We start from the raw sequence: 21,233 nt of genomic DNA, 5'->3' as shown, positions 1-21,233 counted from the left end.
TTAGTTTTCAGGACCGGAAGGCCCCAGTCAGTTGTAAGCGCCGACAAGACCCAGCGCGTCGAAGTCTCGGTGCAGCGTGTTCGTAGCGAGTGTCAGCGCTTCACCGTGGCGTTCGATCAGTTCCGCCCTGCGGACCGGATCTCGGGTCGTCTCGATCGCGCCCCAGATGGCCGCCAGTGTTTCAACTGTATCACGGAGGCGCGTCAGGGTGTTCGCGTCCTCTGCAACAGACGCGATGACCGAGGCCGAAACTTTGCCAACCCCCGGTACTGTCTGCGCACCACCGCTTACGTAGCCCTCGGGCACGTCGCCTTTGCAGTTAATCACTTTGCGATGGCGGATTGCAGACAGTATCTGGTCTACTGCTTGCTTTGCGCCTTCGACACGCGAGGTGTGTTCAGTGTCAGCAGCAGCATGCGGCAGCAGCTCCAGGCGGCCGGGATATGCCTCGATCAATGGGCGGTAGGGTACCATCGGACCAAACAGGCTGCCGTCTTCGGCGACAAAGAGGTCAGCGTCGATGGCTGCATAAGCCACCTTGCCGGACGCCATCGCCTCATTCAGCGCGCCGGCATCGACAACTTCTCCACGATCGTAGTTGACCAGTACCGCACCATCATTCAGGGCGTTCAGAACCGATGCACCAACAAGTCCGGCATTGGCGAAGACACCATCTGCGCCCTTGGCACCAAGACCTGTATGGGGCGATAGAACGTCAGCACCCTCTGCTGCCTCTTCCGGGGTTGCGGCATAGATGAAGCCTTCGCTTTCGATCCACTGACGGTGACGTTCACGAGCATAGATCGCAACGGACATACCGAAGGCTTTGCCCAGCTTAGCGACTTCACGGCCGATATTACCGTAACCGATCACGCCCAGCCGTTTGCCTTCAAGCTTTTCAGTCGGATAGTCGCGCAGGTGCTTACCGGTGTCGAAGTCACCATCAACGACGCGTTTGTGCATCTCGTCGACCTTTAGGTCAGGCAGCACACGCAGCAGGGCCTTCATTGCAGTTTGTGCTGTGGCACGGCTGTTGAAGCTTGGGGTATTCATCAGCGGAGCGGCTCCACCCGCGCCGTCACCACCACCCCAGCAAGCACACGCCATGTTACCGGTTCCTGCGCCGATGCGCACACCGCCTTCTGGGAAAGTCGCGTTCTCAGGGAAGAAGGTCGCCGCCGCGATCACCGCGTCATACTGGTTGTCGCAGCAGGCTGCGGTCAGTTCTTCATGAGTTGACAGGTCCGGCAGGTAGAAGAAATGCTGGCCTGCAGGCAGATCAGAACCATCCCAACCGCCATAGGTGAATGTTGCGCCCTGCTCTTCCACATAGGCCTTAACAGCGGAAGCATCCGGTTGACCGTCGGCACCAAATTTCAATCCCACGAGGTCCGCCACCAGAATGCGATACGCACGGTTCGGATCGTCTTTGCGTACATCCCCTCCGGCAGTCGTCGAGGCTTCGAACGTGGTGCCCTGAGCGGCGAGCTCTTCTTCCAACACGACAACTTTGGCGCGGTTGTAGGCATAAGAAATGTTCTCGAGCAAACGAACGATGTCTTGAGAGTCGCGGATACCACCGATCCAGGCACGGTAATCGCCCGGTGTACCGGGAAATGCGTTGACATAGCGCGCAGCGTCGAGGCCGGGCTCATAATCTCCATTTGGATGCGTCAGACCTTCGTAACCCAGCAGCTGTTTGGAGCGGGCGATGATACGCGCGTGCACAGCGGGATCGGTGATGCCGGAGTCGTTCACGGCCAGCAGGGTCACTGCCGCGCCACGTTTTTGTGCGTCACCTACACCCGCAACTAGCAGATCCTGACCTGCAAGCCATTCGTCGATCTGCGCGCGGTTGGCGGCAGAGCGTTGGTTCATCACCTCAACCGAACCAAACATCTTTTCAACACGCAAAAGCCCATAGGTAGTTTCTGCAAAGGCCAGCGAAGAGAAGGTGTTGATCACGCCACCGGTCATCTTGTCGGCTGCAGCATCGTAAAACGGGCCAAGACCCACAGTCTTTTCACCGGTCAGCGGCTTCTTGGCATCAGTCGGAACAACCAGTTTCAACTGGCGTGCAATCGCCCAGGCCGGGTTCTTCTGGTTGTCTTCGATCAACTGAATCGCAGCTGGAGTGAAAGAAGCCAGGAAATAGCCAGAAACACCGCCGATTGCTTTCTGGAAGGGGGTAAAAATGTTGCACTTCGCCATGAACGCCTCGACCACGTCCTGCGGCCAGGGCATACTACCCAGCATCGAGGTGGCGTCGATCATCGCATGGCGGTTTACCGGATCGCGGTCCAGCCACTCGAGAAGCGATTTCACTTCTTCGGTCGTATATGTGGTGGCACCGGTGGTCTCGTGACCGACGCCAACGAAAAGCGTGATACCCAGGGATTCCAGTTCATCAGCGGAAGGGATAGTGCCTTCGGCAGTAGCAAAAACAACCTTGTCTTCATGACCGTTGGCGGCGAACTGCTGCAATTCCAGAATCTGGGTGCCCCAGCTTTGACGGAAGAAGCCGCCCTTGTTGGCCTCTTCCGTTTCAGGACGCGGTGTGTCGACGAACAGCTTCTGCCCGCTCAGATTAGGGTTCATCAGATGCATGATGGCTACGGTATAACCACTGTGGCCGCCGCCAAGTCCCACAGCCATCTGATTTTCCTTGGGAAAGCCGAAATACCGGTGGATATGGAACATCATGTCGCGCAGGATTGCATCCGCCGGGTAGCCACGGTGCATTGAACGTCCAATTTCCGCTGTGGTGAACGGGCCCAGATCGTTGCCCTTATCGTCGAGCTTGCGGTAGTTGGTTTCTAACCAGCGGTCGAATTCGAAACGGTTTTTCCGCCCATCTGCCTCATCCTGAATAACGTCAGTGATAGGGCCTACACCAAAGAATGGGTTGATGGTCCGAGGCGGTGGTCCACTGCGGGTCGCTTCGATGGCGGTTTTGCGTTGTGCTTCAAGGTCGCTCATAGTCAGCCTGTCTGGTTACAAATAAATCCGGTCTGCGCGCATCGTAAACAGTGGTTCACTATCGGAAACATCGGTTTGCGAACTTTTCGCGACATCAAACGTCAAAATGGTGCTGTCAGACAAATTCGAACCAGTCTCAGCTTGGCCAGTAGGGTTGTCCCTTATGCCGCGCAAAGTTCGCGCCACTCGGCAAGAGCGGCGGGTGGTGTCAGCTTGAAAGTGTCTTGGCTGGTGAGAGATCTTTTCTGGTTGAAATGGTTGTATACGGAGGAATGAACGGCGGTGAACTTCTGTAAACTTCGCATACGCCTGAAGCGCCGCATCGCGCGTTCTCGTCGCCGGAATGGAAGATGAGAATTCACAACCCAGTTGTTAAGCCACCTGGCCGTTTTCTGCTTCTCCGTCGCACTACGCTCTCCGAGGGCGGCTCTGTTCGATGCGAAGTGGTCTGCGACAACTTCATTCGCAGTACTGTGGCGCCGCATCGATTTCCTGAGGCAATTCAACGCCGCCCGTTTGTTTCGGTGTATAATTTCCACGGCTTCGAGCACTTCGTCCTCGTGATCGACGGCTCGCCAGAGATAGTGCCGTTCACCATTCACCTTCACGAAAACTTTGTCGACTTGCCATTTCGATTTTGAAAAAGGTCGCAGTTGTTGGACCCGCGCTCTTGAAACAGATATTCGATATTGCGAAGTATCAACGGGGAACGAACATACAGCATTGCAGCCAGACGAAGGAACTCCGGACTGGTCTTGAAGTACTTGAGTGGTGATCGTTTTTTTGGGGGTCGAGACTACGAAAGCCCCCCTGCCCGCCTCAAGGCAAGTTCTTCTGACAAGACCCCAAAAAGGTCTTTCAACAAAATTCAGTCAACAGAAGCAATCAGATTGGGCAAGTTTGCACTGAACAAAAACCGAGTATTTTCGCAAGCCACTCCAAGGCTGGTGCAAACCGAACTCGGGAGGCTCAGCTGTGAGCAAGAAAAGCTGTCACAAGAAGATCCGCTGCGGCAGCGCTGAGTGCCATTGGGATGTCATGCATTATGGTAAGTCGGGTCAGAGCTTGAAGGTCGACATCATAGCCATGAGGTGCCATTGGGTCGGCAAAGAAAATCACTGCGTCCAGCTCACCGGTCGCCACTAGCGCACCAAGTTGTTGGTCCCCCCCTCTGGACCCGCGCTGCAATCTTCGGACGTTCAATTCCGGGCAGGTGCTGGCAACAAGTGCGCCGGTATCGCCGGTGCAAATCAGTCTGTGTCCTGCCAAAGCTGTTCTATGACGCAGAACCCAAGCGCGAAGATGTGACTTTCGGTCATCATGGGCCACCAGTGCAAACCTGCGCGAAGCCGTCGAGACCCTCTGGGCACTTGTGGTAATGGCGAGGATCGAGCGGACCTGATCGACAAAGCTGGCGTCGGTCTGAAAAGCACCGGCGAATGCGGCCGTACCAACCGTAAAACCCTGCGCACCGGATTCCGCTACTGCACCGATCCGGGCTTCGCTATCGATGCTGCCAGCCACAATCACTGGCTTGGCAACGGCCTGTGCAACTTGCCGCATCAAAGCCGGGACGTCACCGGAAAACCGATAAGCCAACAAATCCAGCCCGTGCACATGCTCGAGATCAGCCAACGCGCGAGCGGATGCTACGATGTCGCTGACGGGGCCTTCTAGCACGCTGGGATGACCTGTGATCCGTCCGGGAAACGGATAGTAGCGCAGAGGGTGATCGCGGGTCACTTCCGTGACCGCCGATGCCCTCGTCCCTCCGAGAAGGCAGTCGACATCTAGTCCTACGGCGGCGCGAGCTGAAGCCAGCTCACTTTCCTCATCAAGACTGACCACTTCCAGGTAAGATCTTCCGCCTGCGGCACGAATGGTCTGCGCCAAACCGCGTAGATCTTCCAGAGGTAGACCAACATCCTTGAAACCGATATGACGAGCGCCTCCTTCCAACGCCTCTTCCAAGCGTGCGTGGGCGTCCGGGATAGTGCGGTCGTTCTCAGTCAGCATCAGGATGAAATTGAAAGCCATTACCTAGTCCTTCCTGGTTGCTGCAATTGCCGGTGCAGATACCCAATCTGCAGACGCGTCAACGATATTCAAGTGTTCTTGACCTTGGGACGATCGAGCAAGAGCGCACACATAGCCCACTGCCTGACCAACCTGAAAATTCGCCGCAATCAAGGCAGCGAATACATCACCAACGCCATGCGGCACATCCGGATATCGTGGCGTGCAATACTCGTGAAATTCTCCACCGGACAATGAAAGGATACCCGTTTTTTCCCAACCCAATGGAGCCGAGGTGACATGAACCGTTTCAATGTCTAAAGCCTGAGCGGCACATTTTGTATCATCGACCGTCATACATTTCCGCTGCGAAAGCCATTCAAGTTCAAATAGATTAGGTGTCATTGTATTCGCCAGAGGTACAAGCCTGTCTCGAACCGCCTGCGCAACGCCCTCCGACACGTAAAGGCCATTTGGCCAATCTCCCAGAATGGGATCAACTACGATACGGGGTTTATCTGCAACCTCACTGACCCGAGCCAAAAGCGCGGCTGCGGCATCAACATGCTCGACAGTGGGCATATACCCAACCAGCACTGCCTCGTGATCGGCGAGCCAGCCGTTCGAACTCAGGGTTTCGGCCATAGCCACTATATGCTCCGCCGCAACCGGAGCACGCGCAACTTCAGGCCAGCCGGGGTGATTTGATAGAACGACCGTAGGCACAGAGGTGACGTTCACGCCCAGCCTTTGACAAACAGGCTGTCCTGCCGACAAACCAACGTGACCGATTGTCACGAAGCTAGAAATGATCATGATGCGCGCCACGTTCTTTCCTCACTGCAGCCGTCAGAATTGATACTACACAGCATTGGATTCAATTGGGCGACAAATGCAGTGCAGTACGCACCCCAAACAGCTTCACAAACCAAAGTGTTTCACCCAAAGCAGATATGGTCTTCTTACCTGCCAAGGGGGGACAGTGATCAGCTTCATATACATAGCGTTCAATCGAAACAGGCGGGATCAGGCTTCACAGGCACTGCTGAACCCAGGTTGATACCGCGCACTTCTCACCATCCCCTAGGCTCCCAATAATTTGAAAGACCGCTGTTTCTTAGGCTTTATCCTGCACACCGTCGTTTCTCGAATTCGCCGTTTCAGGTGACTGCGCAGCAGGTCTCGGCGAAAACAGAAGGTAAATCGAAGGAAGTGCTACAAGCGTGAACAGAGTGCCGATATCCCTGCCACGATAATGATACCGATGCTACCGCGCGCCTCAGCTCCGGGGCCTTCAACCAACACAAGCGGGACATGACCAACGACGGTAGCTATTGTCGTCATCAAAATGGCTTGCAACCGCGATTGTGCTCCTTCGACTATGGCGCTCACGCGATCCTTACCTTGCGCCGACAATTCGTTTGCGAACTCTGTGATCAAAATCCCATTCTTCGCAACCAGCCCCACCAAAGTGATGATCCCGAACTGCGAGTAGATGTTGATAGAGGTTAGGCCAAGAAACGAGATCATCACTACCCCGGACAGGGCGAGCGGCACCGCCCCCAACAGGATGATCAACGGCGACCGGAAACTGTTGAATTGAAGGACCAGCGCCAGGTACACAATCGCCAAAGACATCGCCATCGTCACCACTAGGCTATCTGCCTCTTGCATTATCTGGCGGGAAATGCCTGCGGAATCGATGGTGTAGCCGGGTGGCAAGATGGATTTTGCGGCTTCTTCCATCGCTGCCAGACCCTGAACCTTGGTAGTGCTTGGGATCACACCGCTGGTAATGCGGAATGCGCGTTGTTGGTCAAATTTGCCAAGGGCACGACGTTGCTCGACCACCTGAATATCAGCAAGCGCGTTCAACGGCGCCATCGTTCCATCGGACAATCGAATTCGCAGTGAACTAAGCGCCGCCGGTTCAGCCCGAAAACTCTCTGCCGCCATCGGGATCACCTAATAGGCCCGCCCGCGTCAAACCGATTGACGTAGCGGTCCGATAGAAACGCTGAAAGCTGATTGGTCACTGAACGGCTGGTTAGCCCCAGATCCGCCAGCCGCTGGTGGTGGTATTCCAGTTGCACCACCGGCAGATCGGTCTTGAGGTCGGTGTCCACGTAAAGGAACTTGCCGCTTTCAAACCCGGCCTCAAGAAACGCATAGGCGAGGCCTTGCATTTCGGCATAAGTGCCTGGTCCCTTTACAACCAACTCCACGTCAAATTGACCGGCAGTCGGTAGAGCTGTACCGAGGAAGGGAAGCACCTTTAATTCACCGATCTGCGCCAACGCGCTGTAGAGTTGGGGCATGATGTCCTTCACGTTCTGTTCGCGTTCAAAAAAGTCCTTGAATACAATACCGCCAAAGCCGCCTTCCTTGGTCACGATTTGCCAGAAGCTCTCGGCATCCGGCAGGGACATTCCCAGATTCACCAGCTTGTCCATGCTTGCATTGGTCGCGTCGAGCGAACTTCCCGGGGCGGATTGGATAACCACGCTGATCATGCTCTGGTCTTCGACTGGAGCAAGTTCCTTGGCCGAGAACATGTAGAACGGCACCACAAGCATTGAGAATATTAGCGAGGAGGCCAGAACTTGGCCTTGCCAGCCCAGCAGCCTGCGCAAAAGCGCTCCATAGGCTCGCGCAAGTTCATCGAATACCGCGTTGACCTTGCGAGTGAGCCAAGCCTCCTGCCCCTTGTAGCAGGTCATCGACATTCCGTAGCGAGGGTGGAAATAGACCATACAGCATCACGGCCAGACAGATGATCTGGGAACTGGTTTTGAAGTACTTGAATGGCGATCGTTTATTCATGGATGGAGCCGCCGAAAGTCCCTTACCCGCCTCAAAACAAGTTCCACAGACAATACTACCGCCTAGGTGTGCAGATGAGAAAGATAATGCTACTCAAGACACGCCTGTCATCGACGTGGGGCTTTTCGCGGTAGATTTGGAAGTAGGTTTCGAAACGCGCCGTCTGCGCATCCGTTAACCATAATAGATCGGCACGTTCACCTCTAGATTCCGAATCATGAGTCCCGCAGCCAGGCGGAAATCAATGGGTTCGGAGCCTAAAGCGCTTCCGACTGAAAGTCGGAGAGTTTCCTGCGGTGCGTGGAAAATATAGCTCAACGGTCTCTGGGATTGAGAAGCTTTGTCAAGACTAAGTCTTTGGTGACTTGGCCAACTATCGTTCCATTTTCGATGACGCCTATCGGCGCGTTTGTTTCAAATATTTTATTTACAACCTTTCGGATACTTGTGCTCGGGTCGACGGCAACTTCAGTGTTCTCTGTGGCTGCTTCCATCACGTCTCTGGCACATAGAACGCCAAGAGGGTTCATGTGTGTTACGAATTCCCCAACGTAGTCGTTCGCCGGGTTGGAATAGATCTGGTGAGGCGTACCACACTGAACAATCCGCCCGCCCTCCATGATGGCAATGCGATTGCCGATTTTGAAAGCTTCATCCAGATCGTGAGACACGAAAATGATCGTGCGCTTCAGTTTGCGCTGCAGTTCCAGCAATTCATCCTGCAGCTTTGTGCGAATGAGCGGGTCGAGGGCCGAAAAGGGTTCGTCCATCAGCAGAATTGGCGCGTGCGTGGCAAAGGCCCGCGCCAGCCCGACACGTTGCTGCATACCACCCGAAAGCTCACCAACCTTCCGATCAGCCCAATCCGAAAGTCCAACCATTTCCAGTTGTTCTTCGGTCTGCTTGTTGCGCTCGGATTTGCGCATGCCCGAAAGCTCTAAACCAAGCCAGACATTTTCCCGAACAGTACGCCAGGGCAAAAGTCCGAATTGCTGGAACACCATGGCGATATGGTTCTGCCGTATGCGGCGAAGTGTCGTCTCATCCGCGTTCGAAACATCGACCATTCGAGACCCGTCATTTACGCGCACAGAACCGCGAACGACAGGATTCAAGCCATTGACCGCCCTAAGCAATGTGGACTTTCCGGAACCGGACAGCCCCATCAGCACAAGGATTTCACCTTCCTTCACCGTAAGTGAACAATCATGGACGCCCAGAACTTGTTCGGTTTTCTCCTGGATCTCGGCGCGTTCGAGACCTTGGTCCATGAGCGGTAGCGCTTGCTTTGGCTTGTCACCAAAAACAATGGAAACTTTATCGAATTCAACTGCGGTCATGGATTAGCGCTCCACTCTAAGAATACGGTCCAGCATGATCGCGACGACGACAATAATGAAGCCCGATTCAAAGCCCAGCGCCGTATTCACCTGATTGAGCGCCCGCACAACTGGTACGCCTAGACCATCGGCACCAACAAGTGCGGCGATCACCACCATCGAAAGAGACAGCATGATGGTTTGGTTGAGGCCGGTCATGATTTGCGGCATCGCGTACGGCAGTTCGACCTTCCACAAGGTCTGGCGACCAGTTGCACCAAAGGCCTGCGCGGCCTCGAGGAGAGGCGTCGGTGTCGAAGAAACGCCCAGATGAGTGAGGCGAATTGGTGCGGGCAGAACAAAGATCACTGTCGCGATTAGACCGGGGACCATGCCAATACCGAAGAATACGATCGCAGGGATAAGATAGACGAAGGTTGGTAGGGTCTGCATCAGGTCAAGTACTGGGCGCATGAAAACATAAAGCCGGGGGCGATGCGCTACGGCGATGCCAATGGGTACACCAACCAACATACAAACAACACAGGATGACAGGACCAGTGTCAGACTCTCAGTGGTTTCTTCCCAGTATCCCTGATTCAAGATGAACAAGAACCCGAGCAGCACGAAAAGGCATGTTTTCCAATTGCGTTGAAGCACCCAAGTAATTGCGACAAAAATCGCGATTACGATCAGCGGGTGCGGCGTTTGCATTAACCACAGAATGGAATCAATCAACAGCTCCAATACCCAGGACAGCCAGTCAAAGAATGGTTCTCCCACATCCTGAAGCCAGTCGAATACCGACTTGGCGGTCTTCCCCACGGGAATCTTAGTTTCCGTCAGCCATTCCATATGAATCCCCTGAGCCGCCACCGAAATTCGGATTTATGCCGGTTGTTGAAAGCGCCCCACCATACTAGCGGGGAGCTTCGAATTGCCAAATTTGGTTACAGACCGAGCTGCTCTTTTACGGCAGCAACAGCGTCACCACCGTCTTTTGTGGTTACCCCATCCAGCCAAGCCGTGAATGCATCTGGATTGGCTTTGAGCCATGCACTGGCGGCGTCTTGCGGATCTTCACCATCGTCAAGAATGGAGGCCATGATCTCGTTTTCCATCGCGAGTGAGAACTTCAGATTGCCGAGGAGAGCGCCAACATTGGGGCATTCTGCTGAATACCCTTTGCGGGTGTTCGTATAGACGGTCGCGCCGCCCAGATCAGGCCCAAAGAAATCGTCTCCGCCCGTCAAATAGCTCATTTCGAAGTTGGCGTTCATCGGATGCGGTTCCCAGCCAAGGAACACGATCGGATCGCCCTTGCGGCTTGCACGGTCGACCTGTGCCAACATGCCTTGTTCCGAACTTTCAGCCACTTCAAAACCGGACAGCCCGAACGAGTCGCCGTCGATCATCGATTGAATAAGGCGGTTGCCGTCATTGCCGGGTTCAATACCGAAGATCTTTCCGTCCAGAGCATCTTTGTGGGCAGCGATATCCGCGAAGTCCTTGATGCCCAACTCGCTTGCGACTGAGTTGACCGCCAGCGTGTATTTGGCGCCTTCAAGATTTTCACGAACTGTGTCGACGGTACCTGCTTCGCGGTAAGGGGCGATGTCGCCTTCCATTGTTGGCATCCAGTTACCAAGGAAAACGTCGATGTCACCTTCTGCCATCGACGTATAGGTCACAGGTACCGACAGAATCTTGATGTCTGTTTCGTAACCAAGAGCATCAAGGACAACCGTCGTTGCCGCGGTGGTGGCAGTGATGTCCGTCCAGCCAACATCCGAAAAAACAACCTCTGAACAGTCCGCAAACGCAGCACCTGCACACGTGATGACGGCAAGTGTTGAAATAGTAGATTTGAGTTTCATCGTAGCTCCCCGCTTTATGTTTGATGAGTCAGATAACAAGTTATTTGATTGGTCAGTCAAGAAAAAACACTACAGGCATATTGAGCCCAAACCAAGTCGCTCATGCGGAAAACATGGCGTCAAATTACGCATCGAAAATGTTGCAATCCCTCCTGACTTCGATACCTCTGTCTACCTATAGGCTTCAGTTGGCGTTGTCAGACAAATTCGACCCTGTCTCAGCTCGGCCAGTAGAGTTGTCCTTTATGCCGCGCAAAGATCGCGCCACTCGGCAAGAGCGGCGGACCGTGTCAGCTTGAAAATGTCTCGGCTGGTGAGAGACCTTTTCTGGTTGAAGTGGTTGTATACGGAGGAATGAAGGGCGGCGAAATTCTGCAAACTTCTCATGCGCATGAAACGCTGCACCGTGCGTTTTCTTCGTCGGAACAGTAAGTGCGAGTTCTCGGCGCGATTGTTGAGCCACCTGCCAATCTTTTGTTTTTCGAGCACGTCCAATTCTCCGAGCACCGCGTAGTAAGACGCAAAACGATCCGTCAAGATCTCTTCGGCACAACTATTGCGCCCCATAAACTTCTTGATATATTTCAATACTCTATGACTATTTCGACGTTTTGTGACAACCGCTTACAGCACCCCGCTTTCGTGGTCGACGGCGTGCCAAAGGTAAGGCCGCCTGCAGTTGATCTTCACAAAGACCTCATCCAAATGCCGCTTCCCTTTCGAGTATGCTCGCAATTGCTGAACACGCTTTATGCGGAGTTCTAACGCGAACATCGGACCAAAACGGTTCCACCAGTATCGGACAGTCTCGTGGCTCACGTCGATCGCGCATTCGTGCAGAAGGTCTTTAACATTCCGAAGCGAAAGCGGAAAACGGATATACAACATCACCGCCAGGCGGATGATCTCGGTGCTGGTCTTAAAGTATTTAAAGGAGACAGGTTGGGTCATTCCCAAACGCTAGCAACCGACCTGCCCCGCTCAAGCAAAGTTAATCTGACAAGACCTTTTCGAATGCTCCGACTTGCCGATGTCCGCAGGGATTTGTTCGCCGCCAAAGCCGGCAAAGCGACAGTCACCGAAATCTCGCAAAACCACGGCTTCACTAACACGGGGCGTTTTGCTTCCGAATAACGAGATTTCTTTGGCGAGAGACCTTCGGGAACACTTCGCCGGCAAGTCAACGCTTAGTCGTCGACTTGCCGATAATCCTGTCTTTAGAACTAACTCCAATGCCCACTTTGGGGCTCAGTGTTACCGTTCGCTGCTTTCCGCATCAGTGACTGGATGCAGCCCAAGACGGAAACTCGGACCTCAGCATCGGTATTCCTGAGGAGCGCTTCAACACGAGCATCCAACAATAATGGCATTCTGCAGCGTTGGTGTTTTTTAGCCAAATAGTGCAGAATAATTCCAGATTTACCGCACTATGTAGACCATTCGGCGGAATAGCGGGTATGAAAAAAGACCGCGAAAAAGACTCAAAACAGCCAACTTTTGTTGCACGTGGCGTCGCAAGAATCGCGCTTTCAGTTCGGGCAAAACTTCTTACCGCATTTTTGGGCGTCACATGCTTGCTTGTCGGTCTGGCACTCTTTGGTCTGTTTTCGTTGCACAAAGCAAATGTCCGAACCGAAGCGATGATTCAAGACCAAGAGCGTATCGCTTTTTTCAACGATACGTACATCAGTTTGTCCAACATCATAGCATATACCTTAGCGATTTACCCGAGCTTGGAATCTGAGGTCGCGCCAAAAGATCAGGGATTTTTTAGAGTACCGACAGGGCTTGTTTATAATCGAACGGTCGATCTTGAACGAGATCTTGCGGTGGGTGCGCGCCGGTTCGGACAAACCGGTATGCCAGATGAGAAAACGATTGCCGAACTTCGGGCCGACATTCAGTCCATCAAACCAATCACCTTGGAAATAAGACGCTTGGGGGCTGAAATGAAGTATAGAGAGGCCGCAGAATATGGAATTGCGCAAGCTTTCGAACCGCTCCAAGCAATGCAAAGAGAGGCTTACACCGTCGTTCAACACATCGAACATGAGATGCGAAGCCGCGCGCGGACGACGACACAGGCTTATCTGACCTCTCGTCAGAACATCGTGGCGGCGGCGTTGATTGCGATCGGCGTCGCGCTTCTACTGGGGTATTCGATATCTTCTTCACTTTTGTGGCCAATTCAACGCATTCGCGTAGCACTCGGCAGACTTTCCAAAGGTGGGTTCGATGAAAGGGTCGACGTTCCCAATCGAGACGAGCTTGGTGAACTGGCCTACCACGTCAATCAGACCAGTCAAAAACTAGGGGAATTGTACGAACAGGTAGAGGCACAAAAAACGCAACTAGCCGACTGGAACGCTGTTCTGGAAACACGTGTGGCCGAGCAAGTCGAAGAGATTGAGCGCACCAACCGCTTGAAGCGCTATTTACCCGCACAAGTGGCTACGATGATTGTCGGCGCTTCAGATGGAGAAGACGTTCTTCGAACACGTCGAGCAGAGATTACAGTCCTGTTCGCCGATCTGCGCGGGTTTACCGCCTTTGCGACTGCTGCGACTCCGGACCAGGTTATTGACGTTCTGAATACTTTTCACGGCACTTGTGGGCCGCTTGTGGAGGCGTGTGGAGGAACACTAGAACGGTTCCTTGGCGATGGCTTGATGGTCCTGTTTGGTGCTCCAGTTCCGGTAGAGAACGCGGCACAACGGGCCGTGGATTTGGCACAAGACATGCAAGGGAGAGTGCGCGAGGCTATGGCATCGTACAAAGCAGGGGCAGACGAGCGAGGTCTCGGGCTTGGAATTGGGATCGCTACAGGCGCTGCTACAATGGGCCAGATCGGATTTGAAAACCGCCTGGATTACTCCGCAATTGGACCCGCCCCAAACCTCGCAGCACGACTTTGTGAAATCGCCAAGGACGGCCAGACACTGATTTCGCACGCTACAGCCTGGCAGGTGAAAAGCGAAATGATGCCAGCGGGTCCGTTCAATCTTAAAGGGGTCGGTTCAAGTATAGCAGCATTCGAGTTGATAACTTGTGCTGAAGGGGTCTAAGACCTTGCCTACTCATTGGAATTTAGGAGAACCGACCAAACAGTAAAGGCTGGTATGGGATCTATGCGGTTGAATTTCCAAACCATCTGAAAGGAAGGCCTCACTTTCTTCTTTCGAAAAACCAGTCAAACTATGCGAAGCCTGCTATCTGCGCGGCTTGGACATCGATGTAAGTCGCTGTGGGCTCAGCCGTTGTTCTCTGCAGATGCATCGCAAAGTGTAGTGAGCCCTTACCGGTCATTGCTTGGTTGTTCAGATACTGCAATCGCATTGGACCGATTTTAGCGCACAACCGACATTCGCTCCTTAGTGTGAACTTCAAATGTGCACAGCGAGCGCGCTGCAGACTTTGGCTAATTTTTGACGCGGCTGCCGAGAACTTTTTTGACTGCTTCAGCGATGTCCTCAACCACGTGGGACGGGTTGGGATGATATCGCCCCTCATCTCCGCTTCGATATTTTCCGGTTCGCACAAGAATGGCCTTTCCGATTCCAGCTTTAATCGCGCCAGAGACGTCGCTCTCGGCATCATCACCAATCATCGTGACGTCTCGAGGATCGCACTTCATGCTCCGTGCCCCGGCAAGAAAAAACTCACGTGACGGTTTGCCCAGAAGCACAGGCACGGTACCGCTTGAGTATTCAAGCGCCCGCACAAAGGCTCCAGCATCAAGACTAAGTTCGCCATCAGCATCCTTGAACACGCGATTTGTTGCGAGAGCGATAAATGGTGCACCGTGCACAAGTTCGCGGAACGCAGCGTTCATCCGGTCAAAATTGAAATGTCGACCGGCATCGCCAACAACAACAGCGATCTTGTTGCTGGTTGGCAAGCCTGCGAAATCTTCCTCTAAATCGGGATGCACCAGCAGATGCGGAGCAAGTCCTTTCTGCCTCAGCCAGCGGCAGGCCGCCTCAGCGGGGGTCAGGACTTCGTGCGCTTTCAGTGAGAAGCCGAGTGCCTTGAGCTTCTCTAAAACTGACCGCTTCGGTCGCCTCGTGGAATTTGTAAGAAAGCGAACCGGCACGCCGTTTACTCGCAGTCTCTCAACGGCATCGACTGCCCCTGTGATTTCGTGATCACTTTCGTAGAGCACGCCTGCGATATCCAGAAGCACGCCTGATTTCACCTTACACCCCCTTGCTCACACTACTGTACGAAACTTTGGGATCTTAGCTGAAAAGTACTGATCCAGATTAGTGAAAAGGTTTTAAAGAAGCCTGTCCAGCCCCAAACCAACGAGAAATGATTGTCTTGAAGGTTGTTTCATTGCTTTCACGCAATCCCAACTTTCGAATTAGGTTGCATGGCAGAAGCGTGGCTCCTGCGGCCGTCAAGGACGGCAAGCTTCAACAAGGGATGTAATGCCAGCAATCAATGGCTTTATTCGGATATCTGTAAAGCCAATTTCTTCAAGAAGTGCCTCAATCATCGCGGGTCGAATGACCGTCGAATCCGGATTTCCCATGGTCATGGCCAGGCTCCAGCATGCAGCCATGCTTGGTCCTTGGTGATCGTCATCAACCATAAAGTCATGGATGAACAATCGACCGTTCGGGCTGAGTGTGTCTAACGAATGGGAGACAAAGTCTTTTGTAGCACTGCGCCCAATTGCGCTGCACAAATAAGACATAAGAACCGCATCCGCCTGCTCCGGCCATCCGTTGAAACCATCTTCGGCGGAAATAAAGTCAATTCGGTCAGCCAAATCGCTTTCTTCGACAAAATAGCGTGCCACGTCCAGAACGTTGGGGAAATCTGCAATCGTGGCTTTTAGCTGCGGAAATCGCTTGCACAGCATGATGCAGAAAGCGCCACTTCCACCACCGACGTCAAGAAGGGTCTCTACTCCGGAAAGGTCCACTGAGCGTGCGAGGACGAAAGCAGGACCAAGCGACCCGGCATGCTGGCCCCGTGTAAAATCAACCGCTCGTGAAAGGTCAGAAAACCCCCCTGTGTAAAGCCCGGCGACTTCATCACCACGTAGTGCGCTGTCCAAGCCCGCAAGGTTTGGATAGACTTGACGATCAATTTGGAACCGATAATAGTCGCCGAAAAAGGCCTTTGAAGATCGCAAAAGGTATCGCCGGGTCGCCGGCGCATTTTTATACGTACTGCCGTCGAATTCCAGCAAACCCAGGCTGACACAGGCAATCGCCAGAGTTTCGATCAGGTTCTCCAGGTGGTTCGTTTCTGCAGAAATCTCCGATAAAGATTTCGACTCATCTGCCAAACACTCAAACAAGCCATTGTTCAGAGAAGCAAACAACGCCTTTGACCCCATAAAGCCATAAGCAATCTGCGCTATTTCATGCACTTCGGTAAGCGGTTTCATCCAGCACCTCCTACCTTGGACAGGGATAAAACTCGCTGGAAGTTCCAGTTTGAGCTATGAAGTGCAGCTTAGCATTTGTTGGTTTTTAGACCAAATAAGATTTCTCTATTCCCAGGCCATGGATACATCCAATGTATTCGGTCGGGGCCGATCTCATAACTGGCAGCTCAATGCGCAAAGCTGCCGTTAGCTGGATACATTCCTCATCCGCAGCGAAAGGCAGTGCTGGACAAGTCAATTGGCAAAAAGGCTGCAAAATGTATCTAGGTCGGGTAACAATGTCATATTCGACACAACAGTATTCCTTGTGCGATCGCATACCCGAATTTGAGTAGGGAGAGTTAAATGTCCATAGCTGCACACAGAGCGGACGCCGCTGCACGTTCCATCAAGAAAGTAGAAGCCTTCTTTACGTCCTACAATGCCGCGGTGAAGGAAACACCTGCGGTCGCTGATTTCACGTTCGGCAACCCGCACGAAATGCCCTTACCCAAAGTCGTGGATGCTCTGAAGACACGTGCCGAACCTCTGAGTGTTGACTGGTTCGCCTATAAGACCAACGAAGCGGAGCCATGTGCATTTCTGGCAGACGTGTTATCCGACGAGTTGGGACTATCTTTCGAGGCGGAAGACATTGCGTTGACTAAGGGCGCCTTTGGCGCGATCAAGATGTGTTTCACCATGCTTCTTGAACCCGGAGACGAATGCATCGTGCCGCTACCTGGCTGGTTTTGTTATGGGCCAATGCTGGCAGCTGCCGACGCCAAAGAAATACCAGTGTCGTTAGATCCTGATAATTTTGATCTCGACCTCGAAGCCATTGCCAGGGCAATAACCGCGCGCACAAAGATCGTGGTTGTGAATACACCGCACAACCCGACAGGTCGCATTTACTCGCGTTCAGATTTGCAACAGCTTGCTGACCTGCTCGAGGAGAAGTCCGCTGAAATTGGTCATCGTATTTGGATTTTGTCTGACGAGACCTATCGCCGCATTCGGTTCGATGGCATTGGCTTTACGACCCCTGCTGCTGTCTATCCGCACACGTTGATTGACTACTCTTACGGAAAAATTCTCCTCGCACCCGGTCTGCGCCTTGGGTATCTTGCGATATCCCCAACATTGCCTGTATCGGAACGAGATGAGCTTCGCGCACTTCGGTTTGCTGTCCAGATGGCGGATGGTTGGAATGTCCCGGACGCTCCATTGATCTATGCCCTACCGGATCTTGAAGACCTCTCAATCGACCTTGCCGCACTGGCTCGCCGTCGTGAACGTATGCTTGGTGCTTTGGGCCAGTGGGGGTACAGGATGACAAGACCAGAAGGTACCTTCTACCTTTGGGGTCGCGCCCCGGGCGGTGACAGCGACGCCTTTGCTGAATGTCTTCAAGAGCAAGGCGTATACGTAATGCCCGGAACAGTCTTCGACCGACCAACGGATTTTCGTATTTGCCTTACTGCTACTGACGAGATGATTGAAAACGCGATGCCTGTATTTCAGGCCGCCGCGAACCAAATGCAGGAATGAGAAACTGGCGTTAGATCGAAACGTAGGTGTTTCGTGTGAATCGAGGTTGTTTTCGCTAAGCGAGCAAAAAAGTGTTTCTCTTGTTGGCCTCGGAACACAACAGAAACAATCGGCGCTGTCAGACTAATTCGGGCCAGTCTCAGCTAGGCCATTAGAGTTGTCCTCTATGCCGCGCAAAGCTCGCGCCACTCGGCAAAAGCGGCGGACCGTGTCAGCTTGAAAATGTCTCGGCTGGTGAGAGATCTTTCCTGGTTGAAGAGGTTGTAGACGGAGAAGTGGACGGCGAATCTCTGCAAACTTCGCATACGCCTGAATCGCTGCATCGCGCGTTCTCGAGGTCGGAACGGAAAGTGCGAGTTCTCAACCCGATTGTTGAGCCACTTGCCCGTTTTCTGCTTCGCCGTTGCTCCCAGTTCTTTGAGCGCGGCCCGATATGATGCGAAGCGATCTATGACCCTTTCGTCCGCTATGCCGTGTCGATTCATCAATTTCCTGAGAAATTCCAAATCTGCTTACTAGTCTCGGCATTGGGTCACCACAGCTTCCAGCACCTCGCCTTCATGGTTGACTGCGCACCACAGATAGTGCTGCCGACCGTTTACCTTTAAGAAGGTCTCGTCGACGTGCCACTTCCATTTCGACGATGCACGAAGTTGCTGTACCCGTTTTCGCCTGATCTCGGACGCAAACACAGGGCCGAAACGAAAGCGGGAACCGAATGTTCAACATCACCGCAATGCGGATGACCTCTGGACTCGTTTTGAAGTATTTGAATGAGGCAGGTCTGGTCATGGGCAAAAGCTACGCAACCGCCCTGCCCCACTCAAGCAAAGTTCTTCTGACAAGCCCCGCCTCGGAACACAATGGGAAAGATTCAAAAGAACGTGCTGCGCGAACAGTATGCGCAAAAGGAACTGGCAAGGGTGGTGCCCTAGCAAACCAACTCCACCCGCCAGTACGCACGGATCGTACGTGATCGGGTGACGTCTATTGAATTGGTGGAGGGTGCTTATGACACACGTTCAATGCGCCGGACAAAGATGACACAGATCCAAAGGAAGACCGGCAGTCTGCGCGCGGTACAACTCTTGCAGGGACATTCTAAGATGGACAGCAGGGCTAGGTATCTCGGTGTTGAGTTTGAGTATGCTTTAGCCGTAGCAGAAGCCATTGAGATTTAGTGTCTCCGGGCCACTGTCACGGAGTGGATCAAACCGGCCATTGATCGCGTCCAGCGGAGCTGTGGCGCAACTTCTCCAAACCGGGCATTGTTGACAAAACGCTACGCAACCGCCCTGCCCTGCTCAATTGAAGGTATTCTGACAAGTCCCGACTGACCACAATCGTCGCAGTGGAAAATTCTTGCCGTTCAGATCTATTCTTTGGATGTTAAAACTGTCGCACGCGTTCTTGTGCTGGAAATCGTCCGGCAGCGCTGCGTGAAATCAGTCAAACAATATGAGACCGGGAGAATATGGCACTTGAGGACCCCTTCACAGACCTCAAAATTGAAACGCAGCGGACCGGTTTTTACAAAGGATATAGCCTGCCGATAGCGCTGGTGAGCAAGTTCTCGGTTTCTCTGCTAGTCCTTTGGGCGCTGGTTTGGCCATTATCTGCGAACGATACACTGCGATCCTGGAAGTCAGGCTTGTTGGCCGAATTCAACACCTTCTACAACTTATCGGTTGGCCTGTTTGTATTCTTCCTTTTTCTTATCGCGCTCATTCCTGCGACCGGGCGAATGCGACTAGGGGCAGAAGGAGAGTCGCCGGAATTCTCGAACTTCTCCTGGTTTTCGATGATGTTTGGTGCGGGCCTTGGCGTAGGCCTCATGGTCTATGCTACCGCTGAACCGCTTGGTCTGTGGGAAACCAATCCATTGACTGTTTCCGGTGAAGTCGCCCCCAAAAGTGGGGAGGCGATTCAAGGAGCTTACCGCTACACTTTTTTACACACCGGTTTTCACGCCTGGGCAATATACGTGGTCACCGGTTTGAGCCTTGCTTACTACGCCTTTACGCGGGGCATGCCGCTGACTATCCGGACTGCGCTAACTCCGTTGCTCGGAGAATATTCCAACGGTTTTGCAGGTCATGTGATCGATATACTCGGCGTCGTCGCGACTATACTCGGCGTGGCGGTGACCATAGGTTATGGCGTTTCGCAACTGGTGGATGGAGCCTTTCTAATTACCGGTGCGAACTGGCTCGTGGAAAATCCGGTAACCACAATGAAACCCTCGACCACTGGCCTGATCACGGCGTTGGCAATGGTCATGATGATGTCGACACTATCTGCCGTCTCCGGCGTGGGGCGCGGTGTCAAATACTTGTCGAACATCAACCTTCTATTGTCGCTGGTTTTGCTGTCGGTGTTCATTGTTTATGGCTCGTTTGCGTTTGCCGCGACGACCTACGCTACGGCGCTGGTCGATTACATCAAGAACTTCCTCCCGCTGAGCTTTCAGTCCTATCGACCTTTGTCGGAGCCTGAGTTTGCATCCGTATTGCCGGCAGAGGTGGCCCCCTTCGTTGGAGAGCTCTTCGCAAGTGCAACTGATGCTTGGGGGACAAAAGCAGGCTTTCTTGAAGGTTTGAGCATCGATGCCGCCGAGCTTTCCGATGCGACCAAGGCTGCAGCCTATAACGCAGGCGCACAAGGTAGGTTGTTCGGATGGCAGGCCGGATGGACAACATTCTACTGGGCCTGGTGGATCGCGTTTTCACCATTTGTCGGCCTTTTCCTCGCGCGTATCTCCAAAGGGCGCACAGTCCGCGAGTTCATACTTGGCGCAGTTATTGCTCCGTCCCTGGTGTGCTTCGCTTGGATGGCCATTCTGGGAGGGGCCGCTATCGACATGGAGTTAAATGGGGATGCCAATGGGTCAATTCTTGCCGCATCAACTACGGCAACACTGTTTGTCACTTTAGGTGAAATGATTTCGGGCAACTTTCTCACGGTCATCAGTGTCATGTGCGTTTTGTTAACTATGACATTCCTTGTTACGTCTGCCGACTCTGGCATCCTCGTTATGAACACAATCATGTCCGGTGGGTCCGAAGACACCGGCTTGCTTCATCGGATCATTTGGGGCGTTCTACTGACGCTCGTCATTGGAACTTTGCTGATCGCGGGCGGCGGCGGATTAGAGGCTTTGACCAATTCGATGATCATCGGCGCACTCCCGTTCAGCGTCGTTTTGCTGCTCATGTGCGTCTCACTGGCCAAAGCAATGATAAACGACTTACGCCGATTGAATCACGAGACGCGAACGGATTCGTGATT

At 53.3% G+C, this 21,233-nt stretch carries 14 protein-coding genes and 5 pseudogenes; 5 read left to right on the top strand and 14 right to left on the bottom strand.

Annotated features, from left to right (window positions below; translation table 11 throughout):
• Nucleotides 1–27: 27 nt before the first annotated feature.
• The 11 genes and pseudogenes from ABLN94_RS19815 to ABLN94_RS19760 form a co-directional block, all read right to left on the bottom strand.
• Nucleotides 28–2,979: an NAD(P)-dependent oxidoreductase gene (locus ABLN94_RS19815; protein WP_352995731.1), complete on the bottom strand. Its 2,952-nt coding sequence runs from the start codon at nt 2,977–2,979 to the stop codon at nt 28–30.
• A 161-nt stretch (nt 2,980–3,140) separates the two neighbouring features.
• Nucleotides 3,141–3,712: pseudogene (locus ABLN94_RS19810) on the bottom strand (DDE-type integrase/transposase/recombinase).
• 236 nt (nt 3,713–3,948) lie between these two features.
• Complete coding sequence (locus ABLN94_RS19805; protein WP_352995729.1) at nt 3,949–5,016, bottom strand: methylglyoxal synthase; 1,068 nt, start codon at nt 5,014–5,016, stop codon at nt 3,949–3,951.
• Nucleotides 5,017–5,019: 3 nt separating this feature from the next.
• Complete coding sequence (locus ABLN94_RS19800) at nt 5,020–5,823, bottom strand: bifunctional hydroxymethylpyrimidine kinase/phosphomethylpyrimidine kinase (protein ID WP_352995727.1); 804 nt, start codon at nt 5,821–5,823, stop codon at nt 5,020–5,022.
• 387 nt (nt 5,824–6,210) lie between these two features.
• Nucleotides 6,211–6,951, bottom strand: coding sequence for an efflux RND transporter permease subunit (locus ABLN94_RS19795; protein ID WP_352995725.1), 741 nt, complete (start codon nt 6,949–6,951; stop codon nt 6,211–6,213).
• 5 nt (nt 6,952–6,956) lie between these two features.
• On the bottom strand, nt 6,957–7,715 hold the full coding sequence (locus ABLN94_RS19790; RefSeq protein WP_352995723.1) for an efflux RND transporter permease subunit: 759 nt from the start codon (nt 7,713–7,715) through the stop codon (nt 6,957–6,959).
• A pseudogene (locus ABLN94_RS19785) lies at nt 7,693–7,818 on the bottom strand (IS6 family transposase); the annotation flags it as partial. The gene ABLN94_RS19790 and the pseudogene ABLN94_RS19785, both read right to left, overlap by 23 nt.
• A 314-nt stretch (nt 7,819–8,132) precedes the next feature.
• On the bottom strand, nt 8,133–9,158 hold the full coding sequence (gene choV, locus ABLN94_RS19775) for a choline ABC transporter ATP-binding protein (RefSeq protein ID WP_352995721.1): 1,026 nt from the start codon (nt 9,156–9,158) through the stop codon (nt 8,133–8,135).
• Nucleotides 9,159–9,161: 3 nt separating this feature from the next.
• Complete coding sequence (choW, locus tag ABLN94_RS19770; RefSeq protein WP_170486709.1) at nt 9,162–9,992, bottom strand: choline ABC transporter permease subunit; 831 nt, start codon at nt 9,990–9,992, stop codon at nt 9,162–9,164.
• A 95-nt stretch (nt 9,993–10,087) separates the two neighbouring features.
• On the bottom strand, nt 10,088–11,014 hold the full coding sequence (locus ABLN94_RS19765) for a choline ABC transporter substrate-binding protein (protein ID WP_352995718.1): 927 nt from the start codon (nt 11,012–11,014) through the stop codon (nt 10,088–10,090).
• A 243-nt stretch (nt 11,015–11,257) separates the two neighbouring features.
• Nucleotides 11,258–11,905, bottom strand: a pseudogene (locus ABLN94_RS19760) (IS6 family transposase).
• On the opposite strand from ABLN94_RS19760, the gene ABLN94_RS19755 reads away from it, so the two are divergent.
• Together ABLN94_RS19755 and ABLN94_RS19750 are read left to right on the top strand one after the other, a co-directional pair.
• On the top strand, nt 11,825–12,148 hold the full coding sequence (locus tag ABLN94_RS19755) for a hypothetical protein (RefSeq protein WP_352995859.1): 324 nt from the start codon (nt 11,825–11,827) through the stop codon (nt 12,146–12,148). The pseudogene ABLN94_RS19760 and the gene ABLN94_RS19755 sit on opposite strands and share 81 nt — an antisense overlap.
• Before the next feature lie 323 nt (nt 12,149–12,471).
• The gene (locus ABLN94_RS19750) at nt 12,472–14,079 is read left to right on the top strand and encodes an adenylate/guanylate cyclase domain-containing protein (protein WP_352995716.1); all 1,608 of its coding nucleotides are present in this window, start codon (nt 12,472–12,474) and stop codon (nt 14,077–14,079) included.
• Nucleotides 14,080–14,432: 353 nt separating this feature from the next.
• On the opposite strand, the gene ABLN94_RS19745 is transcribed toward ABLN94_RS19750, so the two are convergent.
• The gene (locus ABLN94_RS19745) at nt 14,433–15,209 is read right to left on the bottom strand and encodes a TIGR01458 family HAD-type hydrolase (protein WP_352995714.1); all 777 of its coding nucleotides are present in this window, start codon (nt 15,207–15,209) and stop codon (nt 14,433–14,435) included.
• Nucleotides 15,210–15,413: 204 nt separating this feature from the next.
• A complete protein-coding gene (locus tag ABLN94_RS19740; protein WP_352995712.1) occupies nt 15,414–16,415 on the bottom strand; it encodes a methyltransferase in 1,002 nt (333 codons plus the stop codon).
• A gap of 345 nt (nt 16,416–16,760) precedes the next feature.
• Between ABLN94_RS19740 and ABLN94_RS19735 the strand changes: the two genes are divergently transcribed.
• Nucleotides 16,761–17,945, top strand: a complete 1,185-nt coding sequence (locus tag ABLN94_RS19735; RefSeq protein WP_352995710.1) for an aminotransferase class I/II-fold pyridoxal phosphate-dependent enzyme — start codon at nt 16,761–16,763, stop codon at nt 17,943–17,945.
• Between the two features lie 164 nt (nt 17,946–18,109).
• Here the strand turns inward: ABLN94_RS19735 and ABLN94_RS19730 are convergent.
• A pseudogene (locus tag ABLN94_RS19730) lies at nt 18,110–18,737 on the bottom strand (IS6 family transposase).
• Between the two features lie 152 nt (nt 18,738–18,889).
• On the opposite strand from ABLN94_RS19730, the pseudogene ABLN94_RS19725 reads away from it, so the two are divergent.
• Together ABLN94_RS19725 and ABLN94_RS19720 are read left to right on the top strand one after the other, a co-directional pair.
• A pseudogene (locus ABLN94_RS19725) lies at nt 18,890–19,126 on the top strand (integrase); the annotation flags it as partial.
• Nucleotides 19,127–19,419: 293 nt separating this feature from the next.
• Nucleotides 19,420–21,231 (top strand): BCCT family transporter, encoded by a 1,812-nt coding sequence (locus ABLN94_RS19720; protein WP_352995708.1) that lies wholly within the window; start codon nt 19,420–19,422, stop codon nt 21,229–21,231.
• The last annotated feature ends 2 nt before the right edge of the window (nt 21,232–21,233 follow it).

Source organism: Ruegeria sp. SCP11, assembly GCF_040329455.1.
GTDB lineage: Bacteria > Pseudomonadota > Alphaproteobacteria > Rhodobacterales > Rhodobacteraceae > Ruegeria > Ruegeria atlantica_E.
The sequence above is the reverse complement of the archived record's forward strand: the minus strand, read 5'-3'. Positions and strand labels throughout refer to the sequence as shown.